Consider the following 17120-nt stretch of genomic DNA (forward strand, 5'->3'; position numbering starts at 1 on the left):
CGCCATGACGAGCCCTGAGACTGCTACTGAATCCGACGCCCGCACCTTTTCGACCATCGGCGTCGTCGGTCTGGGCACCATGGGTGCCGGCATCGCGGAGGTCTTCGCCCGCCACGGTTACTCCGTGATCGGCGTCGAACTCGATGACGAGACCTTGGAGCGAGGCAAGAAGTACGTAGAACACTCCACCGCGCGTGCCGTCAAGGGCGGGAAGATCACCGAGGACGAGCAGAACGATCTCCTCGGGCGGATCTCCTTCGCCACATCGCTGACGGCGCTGGCCGGGGCCGACCTGGTCATCGAGGCGGTCGTCGAGAGCCTCACGGTGAAGAAGGGCATCTTCGCGGAGCTCGACGGGATCGTCTCCGGGAACGCGATTCTGGCCACCAACACCTCGTCGCTGTCGGTCACCGAGATCTCGACGGCGAACACCTCGCCCGGCCGCGTCATCGGCATCCACTTCTTCAACCCGGCCCCGGTGCAGAACCTCGTCGAGGTCATCCGCACCGTGGTCACCGACCCCTCCGTGCTCGCCGACGTCACCGCGCTGGTCGAGAAGCTGGGGAAGAACCCGGTGGTGTGCGGGGACAAGGCCGGCTTCATCGCCAACACGCTGCTCTTCGGTTACCTCAACCACGCCGTGTCGATGTTCGAGAGCCGCTACGCCACCCGTGAGGACATCGACGCCGCCATGCGCTTCGGCTGCGGCTACCCGATGGGTCCGCTGGCGCTGGTGGACCTGATCGGCCTCGACACGACGTACGAGATCCTTCAGACGATGTACCTGCAGGGCCGCGACCGCCTGCACGCGCCCGCGCCGCTGCTCAAGCAGATGATGACCGCCGGCCTCCTGGGCCGGAAGTCGGGCCGCGGGTTCTACACCTACGAGGCCCCGGACAGCCCCAAGGTCGTCGCCGACGAGAAGACCCCCTCGGCCGACGAGAAGCCGACGCTGCAGCACGAGATCAAGCAGGTCGGGGTCGTGGGGACCGGCACGATGGCCACCGGCATCGTCGAGGTCTTCGCCAAGAGCGGGTTCGACGTGATCTACGTCGGCCGTGGAGACGAGAAGGTCGCCGGAGTGCGTGCGGCCATCGAGAAGTCCCTGGACAAGGCCATCGGCCGCGGCAAGATGGAGGAGTCGCAGAAGGACGTCGTGCTGGGTCGCCTGACCGGCACCACGTCGCTGGACGACCTCGGAGGTGTCGACATCGTGGTCGAGGCCATCGCCGAGGACCTGAAGATCAAGACCACCCTGTTCGCCAACCTCGACGACATCTGCAAGCCCGGCGCGATCCTGGCCACCACGACGTCCTCGCTGCCGATCATCGAGTGCGCCCAGGCGACCAAGCGTCCCGAGGACGTCGTCGGCATGCACTTCTTCAACCCGGCCCAGGTGATGAAGCTGGTCGAGGTCGTCTCCACCGTGGCCACCTCCGGGGCGGTCACCGAGACCACCCGCGCGCTGTGCGACAACCTCGGCAAGGTTGCGGTCTCCTGTGGTGACCGGGCCGGCTTCATCGTCAACGCGCTGCTCTTCCCCTACCTCAACGACGCGGTGAAGATGCTCGAGGCGCACTACGCCACCGCCGACGACATCGATCTGGCCATGAAGAAGGGCTGTGCCCTCCCGATGGGTCCCTTCGAACTCCTCGACGTGGTCGGCAATGATGTGTCCCTGGCCATCCAGCGGGAGCTCTTCCTGGAGTTCCGCGAGCCCGGCTTCGCCCCGGCTCCGCTTCTGGAGCACCTGGTGACCGCTGGCTACCTCGGTCGTAAGACCAAGCGCGGGTTCCGCGACTACAGCAGCCGCTGACTGCCCACGTAAACGTCATGTGACAGTTCGGGGGATACGGGACCATTGACTGGTCCGGTATCCCCCGTCCTGTCATGATCGACCCCGTGTCCACGCCTCAGCCCCCTCATCCGTCGAGCCCGCAGACCATCGCCTACCCCTCGCCGATGGCGCGAACCCGGGCCGCCATCGGCAAGAGCCTCAGGCCGCACGTCATCGTGCTGTTCGGGGCGACCGGTGATCTGGCTCGCCGCAAACTGCTGCCCAGCCTGACCCACCTGGTCCTGTCCAACCTGACCCCTGACATCCAGATCGTCGGGACGTCGCTGGACGACATGGACGACGCAGAGTTCCGCGCCTTCGCGAAGGAGGCGGTCGACGAGTTCGCTCCTCGCAAGCTCAAGCCGGGGGAGTGGGAGGAGTTCGTGTCCCGACTCCACTACGTCCCCACGGGTCACGGCGCGGACGGGCTGCGTGAAGCGGTGACCAGCGCGTCGGAGCAGTTGGACCGGGGCGGGTTGAACCCACGCATCCTCCACTACCTCAGCGTCCCGCCGTCCGCCGCCACCCAGGTGATCTCCACCCTGCGCGAGGCCGATCTCGTCGACCGAGCACGGGTCGTGATGGAGAAGCCCTTCGGCACCGATCTTCCGTCCGCGGTCGCCCTGAACGACCACGTGCACGAGACCTTCGACGAGGATCAGATCTTCCGGATCGATCACTTCCTGGGCAAGGAGGCGGCCCAGAACGTCTTGGCCCTGCGTTTCGCCAACGGACTCTTCGAGCCGATCTGGAACCGGAACTTCATCGACCACATCCAGATCGACATCCCCGAGACCCTCGGCCTGGACCAGCGGGCGAGTTTCTACGAGGCCACCGGTGCCTACCGGGACATGATCGTCACCCACCTCTTCCAGGTGTTGGCCTTCGTGGCCATGGAGCCTCCCACTGCGCTGGAACCGCGAGCCATCAGCGAGGAGAAGAACAAGGTCTTCCGTTCGCTGATGGCCATCGAACCCGACGATGTCGTCCGAGGCCAGTACGTCGGTTACCGCGATGAGGAGGGAGTGGTTCCCGACAGTGACACCGAGACCTTCGTGGCCATGAAGTGCGCGATCGACAACTGGCGGTGGGCCGGTGTGCCGTTCTACCTGCGCACCGGGAAACAGATGGCCGAGGGTCAGCGCATCATCTCGATCGCTTTCAAGGAGGCACCCAAGTCGATGTTCCCGGCGGACTCCGGGGTAGGCACCCAGGGGCCCGACCACCTGACCTTCGACCTGGCCGACGAATCGAAGGTGTCGCTGTCGTTCTACGGGAAGCGACCCGGGCCGGGGATGAAACTCGACAAGCTGTCGATGCAGTTCTCGACCGAGGACACCGATCACGCCAGTGACGTCCTCACCGCCTACGAGCGCCTCATCCTCGACGCGATGCGAGGCGACCGCACGTTGTTCACCACCGCCGAGGGCATCGAGTCGCTCTGGGAACGTTCACAACTGCTCATCGACAACCCACCTCCGGTCAAGCCGTACCCCAAGGGGAGTTGGGGACCGAACGCGATCCACCAACTCATTGCTCCCCACGCCTGGCGGCTGCCCTTCGAGCGGCGCTGGCGAGAGACGAAGTAGGCGGGATGAGGGCCGCGGTCTGCGGCTCTGAAGTGGGGCGGCCGACGTAGGCTGGCCGACATGATCACTCCGATCGTCGTCCTGATGTTGTTGGTCGCCCTCGTGGTCGTGGGCGTCCGAGCCTCCCGCAGAGAACGGGAGCGATCGCTCGAGCGCCGGCGCACCGAGTTGGAGCCGGTGCAGAAGTTGGCCTTCGAGGACATCACCGCCCTGGGTGTCGAGTTGCAGAACTTCGACTCCGAGTTGGCCGGGCAGGACCTCGACGGGGGAGCGAACGCCGACTACCAGCGCGCGCTGGACGCCTACGAGTCGGCCAAGACTGCTGGAGATCGGATCAGCGATCCGGACGACATCCGTCATGTCACCGAGATCCTCGACGACGGTCGGTACGCCATCGCCTGTGTCCGTGCCAGGGTTGCCGGTGAGGCCCTGCCCACCCGCCGCGCCCCGTGCTTCTTCAACCCGCAGCACGGTATGTCGGTCACCGACGTCCCCTATGCGCCCGACGGCGGCATCCAGCGGGACGTCCCCGCCTGCGCGTTGGACGCCGAGCGGGTAGCGGCCGGTGCCGAGCCTGACGTGCGGCAGGTCATGGTGGGGGCGCAACGGGTTCCCTACTGGCAGGGTGGCCCCGCGTTCGCGCCGTACGCCGCCGGCTACTACAACTCGATGGTCCCGATGAACCTGCTCTTCGCCGGCATGATGTTCGGATCTCTGGGCGGGCTGGGTCATGCCGCCGGCTACGAGGGTGGAGCGGACGGGGGCGGCTTCGAGGACTCGTCCGGAGGTGATTTCGGTGGCGGCTTCGGCGACGGCGGCGGGTTCGACGGCTTCGGGTTCTGACCCGGGCGGTCGGGATGAACGCCGGAAGGTCCGGTGGTTGGGACTGGTGAGTCGGCGTGTCTTTTCGAATTAGCGCCGACTCGGCCGGAAAACAGAGTCAAGTAGCGCCGACTCGTCAGTCGGCCGCCTGGCGCGCGCGGTAGGCCGCGACGGCGTTGCGGTTGCCGCAGGCCGTCGAGCAGTAGCGGCGGGACCGGTTGCGGGACAGATCGAGCACGATGCCTTCGCAGTCGTCGTCGGCGCAGACGTCGAGACGTGAGCCCTCATCGGCACGGATGACGTCAACCATGGCCATCGCCGTCTCGCTTTGGATCCTGATCGGGAGCGGCGCCTGCGGGTCGACGAGATGAAGGTGCCAGTCGTAGTCCTCGTGGCGCACGAGCTGTGGCTTGGTCGGAGTGCCGTCGAGGATGCCGTTGATGATCCCCACGGCGGCGTCCCGTTCCGCCAGCAGGAGTGCGCGCAGCTTCGGGCGGACCGCTCGGACGGCTGCCAACTCCGCCTCGGTTCGGTCGCGGCGCCCGGTGTACTCGAACTCCGCGTAGAACCCGTCGAGGGCCTCGATGTCGCTCAGGGTGTCGGGTTCGGCGGCGGAGTTCACCAGGGTGACGGCGGCTCGAAGGGCTTCTGCTGCGTCATGGGCGAAAACCATTTTGACAGGTTACCGCACCGCCTCTACTGTCATGTGCCATGACGTTGTTGACGAATGACTCGGGTCGGTCGGCGGTGACCGACCGCAGCCAGACCGCGACCGGACTGGGCTTCGCCCTCCTCTCGGCGATCTCCTTCGGGCTGTCCGGTTCGCTGGCCAGCCCGATGCTCGATCAGGGGTGGTCGCCGGGGGCGGTCGTGCTCATCCGCGTGGCCATCGCCGCGGTGGCCGTGGTCCCCTTCGGTCTGGTGGCGCTGCACGGTCGCTGGTACCTCGTGCGCGAGCACGCCGGGGTCCTGACCGTCTACGGCGTCTTCGCCGTCGCGGGGGCGCAGTTCGGGTACTTCTCCGCAGTCCAGTACATGCAGGTCGCCCCCGCGCTCCTGATCGAGTACACCGCTCCGGCTGCTGTCGTGATGTGGCTGTGGCTGCGCCACGGCGAGCGTCCGGGGAGAATCACCCTGCTCGGTGCGGGGCTCGCGGTCCTCGGGCTGGTTCTGTTGCTCGACCTGCTCTCAGGAGCCGAGGTCAGCGTGATCGGGATGCTGTGGGGACTGTTCGCGATGCTGGGCGCGGCGACGTACTTCATCATCTCGGCCGACGACACCCGCGGACTCCCGCCGATCGTGCTGGCCAGCGGTGGCCTGGTGGTCGGCACCATCGCCCTGGGCGGACTGGGGCTGGTGGGACTTCTCTCGATGGAGACCGCCCCTGGGCCGGTGGACTACGACGGCGTGGGGCTCACCGCCTCCTGGTGGATCCCCCTGGTGCTCCTTGGTCTGGTGACCGCAGGGGTCGCCTACACCTCCGGGATCGCCGCAGGGCGGCGCCTCGGCTCCCGGCTGGCCTCGTTCGTGGCCCTGACCGAGGTGCTCGCAGCCGTGCTGTGGGCCTGGTTGCTTCTCGACGAACTGGCCGGACCGCTGCGCCTGTTCGGTGGCGTGTTGATCATCGCCGGGGTCGTGGTCGTGAAGCTGGGGGAGCGGCGCATCGAGACGATGCCCACGAACGCCGAAGTGCCTACGTCGGCCTCCTGAGCGTGGACAGGGCCGGCCCCTCGATGCGGCTCGTTGGACACTGAGACATGGCCCGCGAATGGAATGCCGAGAGCTACGCCGCGCTGACCCTGCCGCACGTCGACTGGGGCCAGCGGGTCCTGGACCGCATGCGGTTGAGCGGCACCGAGACCGTCCTGGACGCCGGCTGCGGCACGGGGCGGGATGCCACCGCCCTGCGTGGGCGGTGGCCGCAGGTGCAGATCGTGGCGCTCGACGGCTCGGCCCGCATGCTCGAGGTGGCCCGGGCGTCGCTGGGTGACGTGGGGGCGACCTACGTCCACGCAGACCTGACGGAGACGCTACCGATCGAACCCGTGGACGCGGTGATGAGTGTGGCCGCCTTCCACTGGATCGTCGACCACGCCGCTCTGTTCGCCAGCCTCGCCGGGGTGATGAAGCCCGGTGCTCGATTGACCTCCGACTGCGGCGGTCGCGGGAATGTGGCCAACCTGGAGACGGCCATCGCCCGCGTGACCGGCCGACCGGGCACCGACTTCGAGTTCGCCGACGAGGCACAGACCAGTGATCGCCTCACCGCGGCCGGGTTCGAGGTCGAGGAGGTCCGCCTGCGCCCGTCGCCGTTCCGTATCGAGGACCCGGACGTCATGGAGGACTACCTGGCCGTGGTGTGCCTGGGCGGACAGTTGGCGACCATCCCGGTCGACGAGCAGGAGACGTTCGTGCGTGAGACCAGACGGGCGTTCGACGAGCCGGTGATCGACTACGTCCGGCTCGAGATCGACGCCGTACGTCGGTGACCGCTACCGAGCGTCCTGACGGCGGACCAGGACCTCGCGCAGGATCAGCAGGACCGCTGCGGCGGTGGGGATGGCCAGCAGTGCCCCCACGACGCCGAGCAGCGCGGCTCCGACCAGAGCGGCGATCACGGTGACGGCACCCGGGATGTCGACCGAACGCGCCATGACCCGGGGATAGATGACGTAGTTCTCGACCTGTTGGTAGATCAGGAAGAAGACCACGCAGATCAGGCCGGTCTGAAAGTCGGTCGCAAACGCGATCGCGGTCACCACGACAGCGCCGATCGTGGCCCCGATCATCGGGATCACGTCGAGGAGCGCGACCACGAAGGCCAGCGCCACGGCGTACTCGGCGAGGCCGACGGAGAACAGGAAGATCAGTGACGAGACTCCGGCGAAGGTCGCGACCACGAACGCCCCGGAAACGTACCCGCCGACGTTGTGGATGATCTGGTCGCCCAACAGCGAGAAGCGTTCACGCCGCGAGGCGGGAGCCAGGCGGTAGAGCGCGTGCTTGGTGATCTCCAGCGACGAGAGGAAGTAGAGGGTCAGCACGACCACGATGAAGACGTTGAACAGGGCCGAGAGGACCGCCAGGCCGATGCCCAGGACTCCGCCGAACAGTCCGCTGAGAAAGGCGCCGCCGACGACGTACTCCTGGATCTTGTCCAGCATGCCGTAGCGGTCGTTGAGGGCGCGAACGCGTTCGTTCTCCTGGAGCTGTTCGAGCCAGGTCGGGGCGTTGTTGGTGATGCCGCTGATCTGGTCGGCGATGACCGGGACGATTGCCACCACGAACAACGCCAGGGCCGACAGGACGGCCACGATGACCACGCCCACGGCGTAGTTGCGACGCAGTCCGGCGCGTTCGAGCCGTTCGACCGAGGGGTTGAGACCCGCGGCCAGGAAGAGTGAGACCACGACCAGCAGCAGGACCGACCCGATGCCCGTGATGGCCTGGAAGAGGAACCAGGCCAGCAGAGCACCCAGCGCCCCGACGAACCCGACGTAGAACGGCGAGTGCCGGTCGAAGGGCTCACCGGGGGTGCCGTACTCCTGGGGGAGGACGTCGACCAGGGCTGTGTGGTCCTCGGACTCGCCGGAGTCCGACTCCTGCGGCCCCGGCGAGTCCGGGCTCAACTCTCGTCTTCTCCGAATCCGGCCACCACGTCACGCAGCGAGGCGAGCTGAGCGGTGATGGCGTCGCGACGCTTGGCCAGGCGAGCGACCTCGGCCCGGGTGGCGGCCAGCTCACGCTGGACCTCGGCATCCCCGGTGCTCTGGATGGACTCGGCCTGGGTGCGAGCCGAGTCGATGATCTGCTGCGACTCCCGTCGGGCCCGGGACAGCAGGGCCTCGGCCTCGCTCTGAGCCGTGGTGCGGAACTCCGTGGCCTGCTTGGAGGCCTCGCTGGCCCGCTCCTCGGCGGCCGCGGCGCGATCCTCGGCCTCCTCGACGAGTCGACGGGTCTCGGCGGTGGCGTTGTTGTGATGGTCGGTGGCCTCGCGGGCCAACCGCTCCTTCTCCACCGCCAGGGTGCGGCGCGCTTCTTGAACCTCGCGGTCCGCTGCGGCCTGAGCCTGCTCGACCTCACGCGTGGCAGAGGTCCGCATCTCGGAGGTCTCCTGCTGAGCGGCCAGGCGCACCTGGTCGGCCTCACGCTTGGCGGCCGCGACGATGTCGGCGGCCTCCGCCCGGGCCAGATCCCGCTCCTGCTCGGCGTCGGCCAGCACGCGGGTGCGGGTCTCGTCGAGCTCCTTGAGCTGGACCACGCGCATGTCCTCGGCCTCGCGGGAGGCGTCGGCGCGGATCGCCTTGGCGTCGCGGGTGGCCTGCTCGCGGATCTCGTGGGCCTCCTGGCTGGCGGTCTCGCGGATCTCGTCGGCCTCCTCCTCGGCCAGACGCAACATGGCGCTGGCGCGGCCGCCGAGGCCGGCGTAGGAGGGGGTCTTCTGCTCGGCCAGGTCGTGCTTGGCCTTCTCGAGCTCGTCCTGCAGGGAGATCACGCGGCTCTCGGAGTCGCTGAGGCTAGAGCTGAGACCGGCCTTCTCGCCGCTGATCTGGCGCAGTCGTGCGTCCACGGCGGCCTTGTCGTAGCCGTTGCGGCGCACCATGGGAAGGTCCTGACCGCTCGCGGACTGTGGGGTCGTGGCGGTCGGGGTGGCGGCGTACGGCCGGGCCGGCGGGCTGGTCGGAGCCGGGCTCTGAGCCTGTGGCACGGGGGGTCCCGCCGGCGGCGTCGAGGGCTTGAGGCCCGCGTCCGCAGAGATCGCCGGGATGACTTGCGTGGCCTCTCCGTCGGGTGACCCCTGTCCGGGGTTCTCACCGGACTCGTTCTGGTCTTCGAAGATGGACAAGCCCTGGTCACTCATGCGGGGATACCTTCCGTTCGGGTCGGGGTCGCTGATCGTGGTCGCGTGGAGGTGGGTGCTCCTTAACCCATGATCCCTGATCCCGCCCCCAGAACCCAGGACGCAGGCACCGGTTTCTCGCCTGTCGGTCGCTGATCACCGCTCTTACACACGAAGTCCGTCAAATGGCCCCGCGAAGTTCGCCAAATGGGCCCCCGAAGTACGCGAAAAGGCACCGGAGCCTGAGAAATTCTCAGGCTCCGGTGCCTTGGTGTGCGGTATGTCTCGTCTCGGTCAGACCCCGCGGAAACGGTTGATCGCGTCGAGGTGCGTGGCGCGCATTTCGTGGTCCCGCACGCCCATTCCCTCCTCGGGAGCCAGGCAGAGGACCCCGACCTTGCCCTGGTGCCGGTTGTGGTGGACGTCGAGGGACGCCTGACCCACCTCATCGAGGGTGTAGGTCCGCGACAGGGTCGGGTGGATCATCCCCTTCGCGACCAGGCGGTTGGCCTCCCACGACTCGCGGTAGTTGGCGAAGTGGGAGGAGATGATGCGCTTGAGGTTCATCCACAGGTAGCGGTTGTCGTACTCGTGCATGTAGCCGGAGGTCGATGCGCAGGTGGTGATCACACCGCCCTTGCGGGTCACGTAGACCGAGGCACCGAAGGTCTCCCGACCGGGGTGCTCGAAGACGATGTCGATGTCCTCTCCGCCGGTGAGCTCACGGATCTTGGCGCCGAAGCGCTTCCACTCCTTGGGGTCCTGGGTGTGCTCGTCCTTCCAGAACTTGTAGCCCTCCTCGGAGCGGTTGATGATCAACTCCGCACCCATCGAGCGGGCGATGTCGGCCTTCTGCTCGTTGGAGACGACGCAGACCGGGACCGCGCCACCGTTCAGCGCGTACTGCGTGGCGAATCCTCCGAGGCCACCCGAGGCACCCCACACCAGGACGTTGTCGCCCTGCTTCATGTTGCCGCCGTTCTTCGAGACCAGCTGGCGGTACGCCGTGGAGTTGACCAGGCCGGGGGAGGCGGCTTCTTCCCAGGTCAGGTGCTGGGGCTTGGGCATCAGCTGGTTCGACTTCACCAGCGCGATGTGGGCCAGGCCGCCGAAGTTCGTCTCGAACCCCCAGATCCGCTGCTGCGGATCCATCATCGTGTCGTCGTGACCGTCGGAGTCCTCGAGCTCGACCGAGAGGCAGTGGGCCACGACCTCGGTGCCGGGCTTCCACTTGGTGACGCCGGGACCGGTCTGCAGGACCACGCCGGAGAGGTCGGAGCCGACCACGTGGTAGGGCAGGTCGTGCCGCTTGGTGAGTTCGGAGAGGCGGCCGTAGCGCTCGAGGAACCCGAACGTGGAGACGGGCTCGAAGATCGAGGTCCACACGGTGTTGTAGTTGATCGCGCTCGCCATCACTGCGACGTAGGCCTCGCCCGGGCCGAGCTCGGGCAGCGCAACGTCCTCGACGTGCAACGACTTGCGGGGGTCCTTGTCCTTGGTGGCAACCCCCTCGAACATCGTGGCCTCGTCCTTGTGGACGGTGACCGCGCGGTAATGGTCGGGCAGAGCGAGGCTTGCGAAGTCCTCGGTGGTGGCGTCGCCGGACTGCCCGGCGTTGATGGCGTCAAGGATGTGCTGCACGGAAAGGGGTCCCCTCGGATCGGTGGGCGGATCGGGGGCGAAGATACCGGTCGGTAACCCCCTGTGTCGTGGTCTGTGCGAGACGTCTCAGTGGTCGGCGGCGGGTTGGACGATCTCGACGAGCACTCCGCCGGCGTCCTTGGGGTGGATGAAGTTGATCCGGGAGTCGGACGTCCCGCGCTTGGGGGCGTCGTACAACATCCGCAGTCCGCGCTCCCGAAGGGTGGCGCTGACGGCCTCGACGTCCTCGACCCGGTAGGCGACCTGCTGGCAGCCGGGACCGTTGCGGTCGATGTACTTGGCGATCGTGGACTGGTCGTTGAGGGGCGCCAGCAACTGCACGCAGGAGGTGGAGTCGCCCACCGCCATCATCGCCTCGCGCACGCCCTGCTCCTCGTTGACCTCCTCATGGGCCAACGTCATTCCGAAGGTGTCGCGGTAGAACGCGATCGCGACATCGAGGTCGGGCACCGCCATCCCCACGTGGTCGATGGCGGTGAAGAGGTGCTGGACGTCGCCCAACGGATGGGCGGAGTTGTCGGCAGTGGATGTCATGGGCCACATAGTCATACGCCGAAGCCGTTGGCGCGACCCGATGTGACGTGTTCCTCAGTCGGATTGCACCCTTGTGAGGTGGACCGTGCACCACCGGCCACCTTCGGTGGGTATCGTCGCAATGACGCGGGAGGGATACCCCATCTCTCGCGCGGCTCGACGTTCAGCTTCATCCCAATCTTCTCTGGAGGCACCCATGTCAGCGTCACCTTCCGTCATCGTCGCCGGTGCTCGCACCCCGATCGGCCGACTGCTGGGCGGTTTCAAGTCCCTGTCGGCCGCTGACCTCGGTGGCGTCGCCATCAAGGGCGCCCTCGAGAAGGCGGGCGTCGCTGCCGACGCCGTGGACTACCTGATCCTGGGGCAGGTCATCGGCGCCGGTGCTGGTCAGAACCCCGCCCGGATGGCCGGCATCGCCGGCGGGCTGCCCGCCTCGGTCCCCTCCATCACCATCAACAAGGTCTGCCTGTCGGGTCTGAACGCGATCGCGACCGCCGACCAGATGATCCGCGCCGGAGAGGCCGACATCATCGTGGCCGGCGGCATGGAGTCGATGACCAACGCTCCGCACCTGCTGCCGAAGTCCCGTGAGGGCTTCAAGTACGGCGACGTGCCCCTCGTGGACTCCATGGCCTACGACGCCCTCTACGACCAGGCCACCCAGCAGGCCATGGGTGCACTCACCGAGCAGTGCAACGCCGACGGCATCAAGCTGACCCGTCAGGAGCAGGACGAGTTCGCGGCCGCTTCCCACCAGAAGGCCGCGGCCGCCTGGAAGAACGGCGTCTTCGACGACGAGGTCGTGCCGGTCTCGATCCCGCAGCGCAAGGGTGACCCGATCGTGGTGAGCCAGGACGAGGGCATTCGTGGCGAGACCACCGCCGAGTCCCTCAGCGGTCTGCGCCCCGCCTTCGCCAAGGAGGGCACGATCACCGCGGCCTCTTCCTCGCAGATCTCCGACGGCGCCTGCGCCGTCGTGGTGATGAGCAAGGCCAAGGCCGAGGAACTCGGCCTCGAGTGGCTCGCCGAGATCGGCGCGCACGGCATGGTCGCCGGTCCCGACTCAACCCTGCAGATGCAGCCCGCCAACGCGACCGCGAAGGCGTGCGAGAAGGAAGGCATCTCCCCATCCGACCTCGACCTGGTCGAGTTCAACGAGGCCTTCGCGGCCGTGGGCCTGGAGTCCGCTCGCTCGCTGGGCCTCTCCGATGACAAGGTCAACGTCAACGGCGGCGCCATCGCCATGGGTCACCCGGTCGGCATGTCCGGTGCCCGGGTCGTCCTGACCCTCGCGCTGGAGCTGAAGCGTCGCGGTGGCGGCACCGGAGCGGCCGCTCTGTGCGGTGGCGGTGGACAGGGCGACGCCCTCATCGTGAAGGTCCCTTCCTGAGTGGTTTCCAACTCGACTAACGGGCCCCGGGGTCGCCGTCAGGCGGCCTCGGTGCCCGATCTCGTGGGCCGCGCTCGTAACGGCGAGGCCCGGGCGGTCGCTCGACTGATCTCGCTGGTCGAGGACGAGTCCCCGCTGCTGCGCGAAGTGATGGCCGCGCTGGCGCCCCACACCGGCAACGCTCAGGTGATCGGTGTGACCGGATCCCCGGGGGTCGGCAAGTCGACCTCGACCAATGCTCTGGTGACCGAGTTGCGGCGTACCGGCCAGCGGGTCGGCGTCCTGGCCGTCGACCCCTCCTCACCGTTCTCGGGGGGAGCACTGCTCGGCGACCGGGTGCGCATGCAGGACCACGCCTCCGACCCGGATGTCTACATCCGTTCGATGGCCTCCCGCGGTCACCTCGGTGGACTCTCCTGGACCACGCCTCAGGCACTCCGTGTTCTCGACGCGGCCGGTTGCGACGTCATCCTCATCGAGACCGTGGGGGTCGGGCAGAGCGAGGTCGAGATCGCCGGCCTGGCCGACACGACGATGGTGCTGCTCGCCCCCGGTATGGGCGACGGGATCCAGGCGGCCAAGGCCGGCATCCTGGAGATCGGCGACCTCTTCGTCATCAACAAGGCCGATCGTGACGGTGCCGACCAGGTACGCCGCGACCTGCGGTCCATGCTGGCTCTCGGTGAGCGTCGTGAGGGTGCGTGGAAGGCACCGATCGTCAAGACCGTCGCCCAGACCGGCGAGGGTGTCGCCGAGGTGGTCGAGGAGATCGGCAACCATCGGTCATGGCTGGAGTCCACCGGTCAGATGGATGTACGCCGCACCCGCCGCGCTCGCGACGAGATCGAAGCGATCGCGGTGACCGCCCTACGACGACGCTGGGGCAACGTCGGTGGCCACGTGGAACTCGATGATCTCGCCGCCGCTGTCGCGGCGGGTGAGTCGGACCCCTACACGGCTGCGGACACCCTGCTGGAGTCGTTCGCCGACTGAGCTGAGCGGGCCGACTGAGGCGACTGGGGGTCGCGGGGCGGGGAGGTCGAACGCCTCGCCCCATCAGGTGAAACCTGGCTGAAGATCCTCGGCCCCGGCGTCGGGCATTTACGCTGCGGTCATGGCTCACCCCCGCCGTCTCGGCGCGCTTGTCCTCGGTCTCGCCGTGGCTCTCTCGGTTCTCTCGGTCGCCCACCCGTCGGTGGCGACCCACCCGACCGCCGGTTTGCCGGCCGCGACCACGATCAGCGGTTTCCCTCAGATGACCAAGCAAGTCACCCGGCGGCAAAAGGTCCACTTCAAGGTCAAGGTCAACGATCGGACGACGGCCCGACGCTCGGTGCGACTTCAGCAGAAGATCGCTGGGCAATGGCGCACCAAGGTCAGGGGCTTGACCAACGCTCGAGGGAGAACCCGCCTGGTCTGGCGGGCACCGAAGAAGGCGGGGGCCACCAGGCTGCGGGTCGCCGTCCCGAGGTCGGGTCGCTCAGTCGGAGCCATCACGCCTGTCCGAAAGGTCGTCATCAGCAGGTCGGCCGGGAAGCCGACGAAGGCCGAGCGCTACGAGGCCAGGGTCTTCGAACTTCTCAACGAGGCGCGAAGCGAGCCTCGGACCTGCGGCTTCCTTCGGTATCCCGCCGTGGGGAAACTCGAGCGCCACGCCAAGCTGGACCGCGCGGCACGCAAGTTCGCCCATCACATGGCCGATGAGAAGTTCTTCGACCACATCTCGCCCAACGGGGACACCCCGACGACTCGAGCCCGGGCGGAGGGTTACCTGCGCGGGGTCGGGGAGAACATCGCGGCAGGCTACGCGAAGCCAGGCGCCGTGATGAACGGATGGCTGAGCAGCCCCGGTCACTGCGCGAACCTGATGCGTGGGGGTTACATCCACGTCGGTCTCGGGTTCGCGATCCCGCGTGAGGGCCGATCGGCGCCGTTCTCGGACTACTGGGTCCAGGACTTCGGCTGAACAACGCAGCGGCTCCGGCCGGTGCCTGCGGGCGCGTCGTCTTGCGTCCGGGTCCAGGGTCCACTAGACCGCTCTCATGAGCCTGCCTTTCGACCCCATCGACGAGGCGGCGCGGCAATGGGCCCAGCGCTGGGACGGCGTACCCCCCATGCATGCGGTGACGTCGTTGATGCGGGTCCAACAACTCGTCATCGGGCGTCTCGACGCTTTGCTGAAACCCCACGGGCTCACCTTCGCCCGCTACGAGGCGCTGGTGCTGTTGGTGTTCTCCTCGCGGGGGTCCCTGCCACTGGGGAAGATGGGGGAGCGGTTGCAGGTGCATCCCACGTCGGTGACCTCGATCGTGCGACGGCTCGAGTCCGCGGGTCTGATCACTCGCGTTCCGCACCCGCAGGACGGCAGGGCCGTGTTGGCCGAGATCACCGAGACCGGCCGCGAGGTCGTCGAACAGGCCACGGCCGATCTCGTCGGCGCCGACTTCGGACTGGGTGTGCTCGATACCCCGCGGCTCGAGGAACTCTCCGAGGTCCTGCGACCGATCCGCGCCGACGCCGGGGACTTCGGCTGACCACCCTGATCGAGGGTTTGGCGACCCGACTTGAGTGATTTAGTTGGACGTCCTACTATTTCGGTATGGCGACTGACGAAACTGCCCTGACCGATCCGAGCACCACCGAAACTGCGCGTTCGCGGTGGCAGGCCCGTTTCGACAAGTCCCGGGTCCGCGACGCGGACTTCACCACGCTCAGCGGGGTGGAGGTCGACGCGGCCTACGGCACCGATGACTCCGAGTGGCCCGGTGAGTTTCCGTTCACCCGTGGACTGCACCCCAGCGGCAACCGTGGCCGGACCTGGACGATTCGTCAGTTCGCTGGCTTCGGTAGCGCCCAGCAGACCAACGAACGGTTCCGGATGATCCTGGGTCGCGGAGGTGGCGGGCTCAGCGTGGCCTTCGACATGCCCACCCTGATGGGGCGCGACTCCGACGATGAGCGTGCGCTCGGCGAGGTCGGTCACTGCGGGGTCGCGATCGACAGCGCCGCCGACATGGAGATCCTCTTCAACGAGATCGACCTGGCTCAGGTCACCACCTCGATGACCATCTCGGGTCCTGCCGTACCCATCTTCTGCATGATGATCGTGGCCGCCGAGCGAGCCGGGGTGGACACCGGCAAGCTGAACGGGACGCTGCAGACCGACATCTTCAAGGAGTACATCGCCCAGAAGGAGTGGATCTTCGGACCCAAGCCCCACCTGCGGCTCATCGGCGACCTGATGGAGCACTGCACCGAATCGATCCCGGCGTACAAGCCGCTCTCGGTGTCCGGCTATCACATTCGCGAGGCCGGCTCGACCGCCGCGCAGGAACTGGCCTACACCCTCGCTGACGGCTTCGGGTACGTCGAACTCGGACTCGCCCGGGGTCTGGACGTCAACGAGTTCGCTCCCGGGTTGTCGTTCTTCTTCGACGCCCATGTGGACTTCTTCGAGGAGATCGCCAAGTTCCGCGCCGCCCGCCGTATCTGGGCCCGCTGGATGCGCGACGTCTACGGCGCCACCAGCGAGAAGGCCCAGTGGATGCGGTTCCACACCCAGACCGCCGGGGTGTCCCTGACCGCGCAGCAGCCCTACAACAACGTGGTCCGCACCGGCGTCGAGGCACTGTCGGCCGTGCTCGGTGGCACCAACTCCCTGCACACCAACGCCCTGGACGAGACCCTCGCGCTGCCCTCGGAGCAGGCTGCTGAGATCGCCCTACGCACCCAGCAGGTGATCATGGAGGAGACCGGAGTCACCAACGTGGCCGACCCGCTCGGTGGGTCCTGGTACGTCGAGGCCCTGACCGACCAGATCGAGGCCGAGGCCAACGCGATCTTCGACAAGGTGCTCTCCATGGGTGGCAGCACCCTGACCCACGACCAGCACCCCGCCCTGGCCGAAGCGGTCTCGGCGGGCGAGGAGCCGGTGACCAAGGGTCTGCTGCGCGGAATCGAGGACGGTTGGTTCATGACCGAGATCGCCGAGGCTGCCTTCCAGTACCAAGTCGCGCTGGAGAAGGGCGAGAAGAGGATCGTCGGAGTCAACTGCCACAAGGAATCGGTCACCCACGATCTGGAGATCCTGCGGGTCTCCCACGAGGTCGAGACCGTGCAGGTCGCCGACCTGGTGAAGCGGAAGGCCGGACGCGACGACGCGATGGTCCAGTCGACCCTCGACCGGATGGTCGAAGCCTCCCGCACCGACGAGAACATGATCGAGGCGATGCTGGAGGCCTGCCGGGCCGAAGCAACCCTCGGGGAGATCTGCAACGTCCTGCGCAAGGAGTGGGGCGAGTACCGCGAGCCCGCTCGCTTCTGAGCATCCCATCCGCCGAGTGACACACCACGCACGATTGAAGGTCGTCCAACCCTGCGTGGCGTGTCACTCGGTGGGGATGAACCCACGATGCGGAAGGCGCCGGCCGCGTCTCTAGGATGAGG

General features: G+C 67.5%; 15 protein-coding genes. 10 read left to right on the forward strand and 5 right to left on the reverse strand.

Annotated features, from left to right (window positions below; genetic code table 11):
- The first annotated feature begins 4 nt into the window (after positions 1-4).
- The 3 genes from ACYVLV_RS09880 to ACYVLV_RS09890 all read left to right on the forward strand — a co-directional run bounded on the left by ACYVLV_RS09880 (position 5) and on the right by ACYVLV_RS09890 (position 4269).
- Entirely contained in the window at positions 5-1816 is a 1812-nt protein-coding gene (locus tag ACYVLV_RS09880) for a 3-hydroxyacyl-CoA dehydrogenase family protein (protein ID WP_460809536.1), read from the forward strand.
- Between the two features lie 74 nt (positions 1817-1890).
- Entirely contained in the window at positions 1891-3426 is a 1536-nt protein-coding gene (gene zwf / locus ACYVLV_RS09885) for a glucose-6-phosphate dehydrogenase (protein WP_460809538.1), read from the forward strand.
- A 60-nt stretch (positions 3427-3486) separates the two neighbouring features.
- Positions 3487-4269, forward strand: coding sequence for a hypothetical protein (locus ACYVLV_RS09890; RefSeq protein WP_460809539.1), 783 nt, complete (start codon positions 3487-3489; stop codon positions 4267-4269).
- A gap of 115 nt (positions 4270-4384) precedes the next feature.
- Here ACYVLV_RS09890 and ACYVLV_RS09895 read toward each other — a convergent pair whose 3' ends face one another.
- Entirely contained in the window at positions 4385-4921 is a 537-nt protein-coding gene (locus ACYVLV_RS09895) for a CGNR zinc finger domain-containing protein (RefSeq protein ID WP_460809540.1), read from the reverse strand.
- Positions 4922-4959: 38 nt separating this feature from the next.
- Between ACYVLV_RS09895 and ACYVLV_RS09900 the strand changes: the two genes are divergently transcribed.
- Together ACYVLV_RS09900 and ACYVLV_RS09905 are read left to right on the forward strand one after the other, a co-directional pair.
- Positions 4960-5958, forward strand: coding sequence for an EamA family transporter (locus ACYVLV_RS09900; RefSeq protein WP_460809541.1), 999 nt, complete (start codon positions 4960-4962; stop codon positions 5956-5958).
- Between the two features lie 47 nt (positions 5959-6005).
- Positions 6006-6737, forward strand: coding sequence for a class I SAM-dependent methyltransferase (locus ACYVLV_RS09905; RefSeq protein WP_460809543.1), 732 nt, complete (start codon positions 6006-6008; stop codon positions 6735-6737).
- A 3-nt stretch (positions 6738-6740) separates the two neighbouring features.
- Here ACYVLV_RS09905 and ACYVLV_RS09910 read toward each other — a convergent pair whose 3' ends face one another.
- From ACYVLV_RS09910 to mce, 4 genes are all read right to left on the reverse strand, one after another.
- Complete coding sequence (locus ACYVLV_RS09910; RefSeq protein ID WP_460809544.1) at positions 6741-7877, reverse strand: AI-2E family transporter; 1137 nt, start codon at positions 7875-7877, stop codon at positions 6741-6743.
- Positions 7874-9109 (reverse strand): DivIVA domain-containing protein, encoded by a 1236-nt coding sequence (locus ACYVLV_RS09915; protein ID WP_460809547.1) that lies wholly within the window; start codon positions 9107-9109, stop codon positions 7874-7876. Before ACYVLV_RS09915 ends, ACYVLV_RS09910 begins: the two co-directional genes overlap by 4 nt.
- Positions 9110-9382: 273 nt before the next feature.
- A complete protein-coding gene (gene ccrA, locus ACYVLV_RS09920; protein WP_460809548.1) occupies positions 9383-10729 on the reverse strand; it encodes a crotonyl-CoA carboxylase/reductase in 1347 nt (448 codons plus the stop codon).
- A gap of 87 nt (positions 10730-10816) precedes the next feature.
- The gene (mce, locus tag ACYVLV_RS09925) at positions 10817-11284 is read right to left on the reverse strand and encodes a methylmalonyl-CoA epimerase (RefSeq protein WP_460809550.1); all 468 of its coding nucleotides are present in this window, start codon (positions 11282-11284) and stop codon (positions 10817-10819) included.
- 196 nt (positions 11285-11480) lie between these two features.
- On the opposite strand from mce, the gene ACYVLV_RS09930 reads away from it, so the two are divergent.
- The 5 genes from ACYVLV_RS09930 to ACYVLV_RS09950 all read left to right on the forward strand — a co-directional run bounded on the left by ACYVLV_RS09930 (position 11481) and on the right by ACYVLV_RS09950 (position 16998).
- Entirely contained in the window at positions 11481-12674 is a 1194-nt protein-coding gene (locus ACYVLV_RS09930) for an acetyl-CoA C-acetyltransferase (RefSeq protein WP_460809551.1), read from the forward strand.
- Between the two features lie 51 nt (positions 12675-12725).
- Positions 12726-13667, forward strand: a complete 942-nt coding sequence (meaB, locus tag ACYVLV_RS09935; RefSeq protein WP_460809552.1) for a methylmalonyl Co-A mutase-associated GTPase MeaB — start codon at positions 12726-12728, stop codon at positions 13665-13667.
- A 121-nt stretch (positions 13668-13788) separates the two neighbouring features.
- Positions 13789-14640, forward strand: a complete 852-nt coding sequence (locus ACYVLV_RS09940; RefSeq protein WP_460809554.1) for a CAP domain-containing protein — start codon at positions 13789-13791, stop codon at positions 14638-14640.
- Positions 14641-14716: 76 nt separating this feature from the next.
- Positions 14717-15208: a MarR family winged helix-turn-helix transcriptional regulator gene (locus ACYVLV_RS09945; protein ID WP_460809556.1), complete on the forward strand. Its 492-nt coding sequence runs from the start codon at positions 14717-14719 to the stop codon at positions 15206-15208.
- Positions 15209-15273: 65 nt separating this feature from the next.
- Positions 15274-16998 (forward strand): acyl-CoA mutase large subunit family protein, encoded by a 1725-nt coding sequence (locus tag ACYVLV_RS09950; protein ID WP_460809557.1) that lies wholly within the window; start codon positions 15274-15276, stop codon positions 16996-16998.
- Positions 16999-17120 lie beyond the last annotated feature (122 nt).

It is taken from the genome of Nocardioides salsibiostraticola (assembly GCF_054783655.1).

Bases quoted from the DNA above. Each gene is read 5' to 3' on its own strand.
- ACYVLV_RS09930 (WP_460809551.1), top strand. From the start codon at position 11,481: ATGTCAGCGTCACCTTCCGTCATCGTCGCCGGTGCTCGCACCCCGATC.
- ACYVLV_RS09915 (WP_460809547.1), bottom strand. From the start codon at position 9,109: ATGAGTGACCAGGGCTTGTCCATCTTCGAAGACCAGAACGAGTCCGGT.
- ACYVLV_RS09880 (WP_460809536.1), top strand. From the start codon at position 5: ATGACGAGCCCTGAGACTGCTACTGAATCCGACGCCCGCACCTTTTCG.
- zwf (WP_460809538.1), top strand. From the start codon at position 1,891: ATGATCGACCCCGTGTCCACGCCTCAGCCCCCTCATCCGTCGAGCCCG.
- ACYVLV_RS09950 (WP_460809557.1), top strand. From the start codon at position 15,274: ATGGCGACTGACGAAACTGCCCTGACCGATCCGAGCACCACCGAAACT.
- mce (WP_460809550.1), bottom strand. From the start codon at position 11,284: ATGACATCCACTGCCGACAACTCCGCCCATCCGTTGGGCGACGTCCAG.
- ACYVLV_RS09905 (WP_460809543.1), top strand. From the start codon at position 6,006: ATGGCCCGCGAATGGAATGCCGAGAGCTACGCCGCGCTGACCCTGCCG.
- ACYVLV_RS09890 (WP_460809539.1), top strand. From the start codon at position 3,487: ATGATCACTCCGATCGTCGTCCTGATGTTGTTGGTCGCCCTCGTGGTC.
- ACYVLV_RS09900 (WP_460809541.1), top strand. From the start codon at position 4,960: ATGACGTTGTTGACGAATGACTCGGGTCGGTCGGCGGTGACCGACCGC.
- ACYVLV_RS09895 (WP_460809540.1), bottom strand. From the start codon at position 4,921: ATGGTTTTCGCCCATGACGCAGCAGAAGCCCTTCGAGCCGCCGTCACC.
- ACYVLV_RS09945 (WP_460809556.1), top strand. From the start codon at position 14,717: ATGAGCCTGCCTTTCGACCCCATCGACGAGGCGGCGCGGCAATGGGCC.
- ACYVLV_RS09940 (WP_460809554.1), top strand. From the start codon at position 13,789: ATGGCTCACCCCCGCCGTCTCGGCGCGCTTGTCCTCGGTCTCGCCGTG.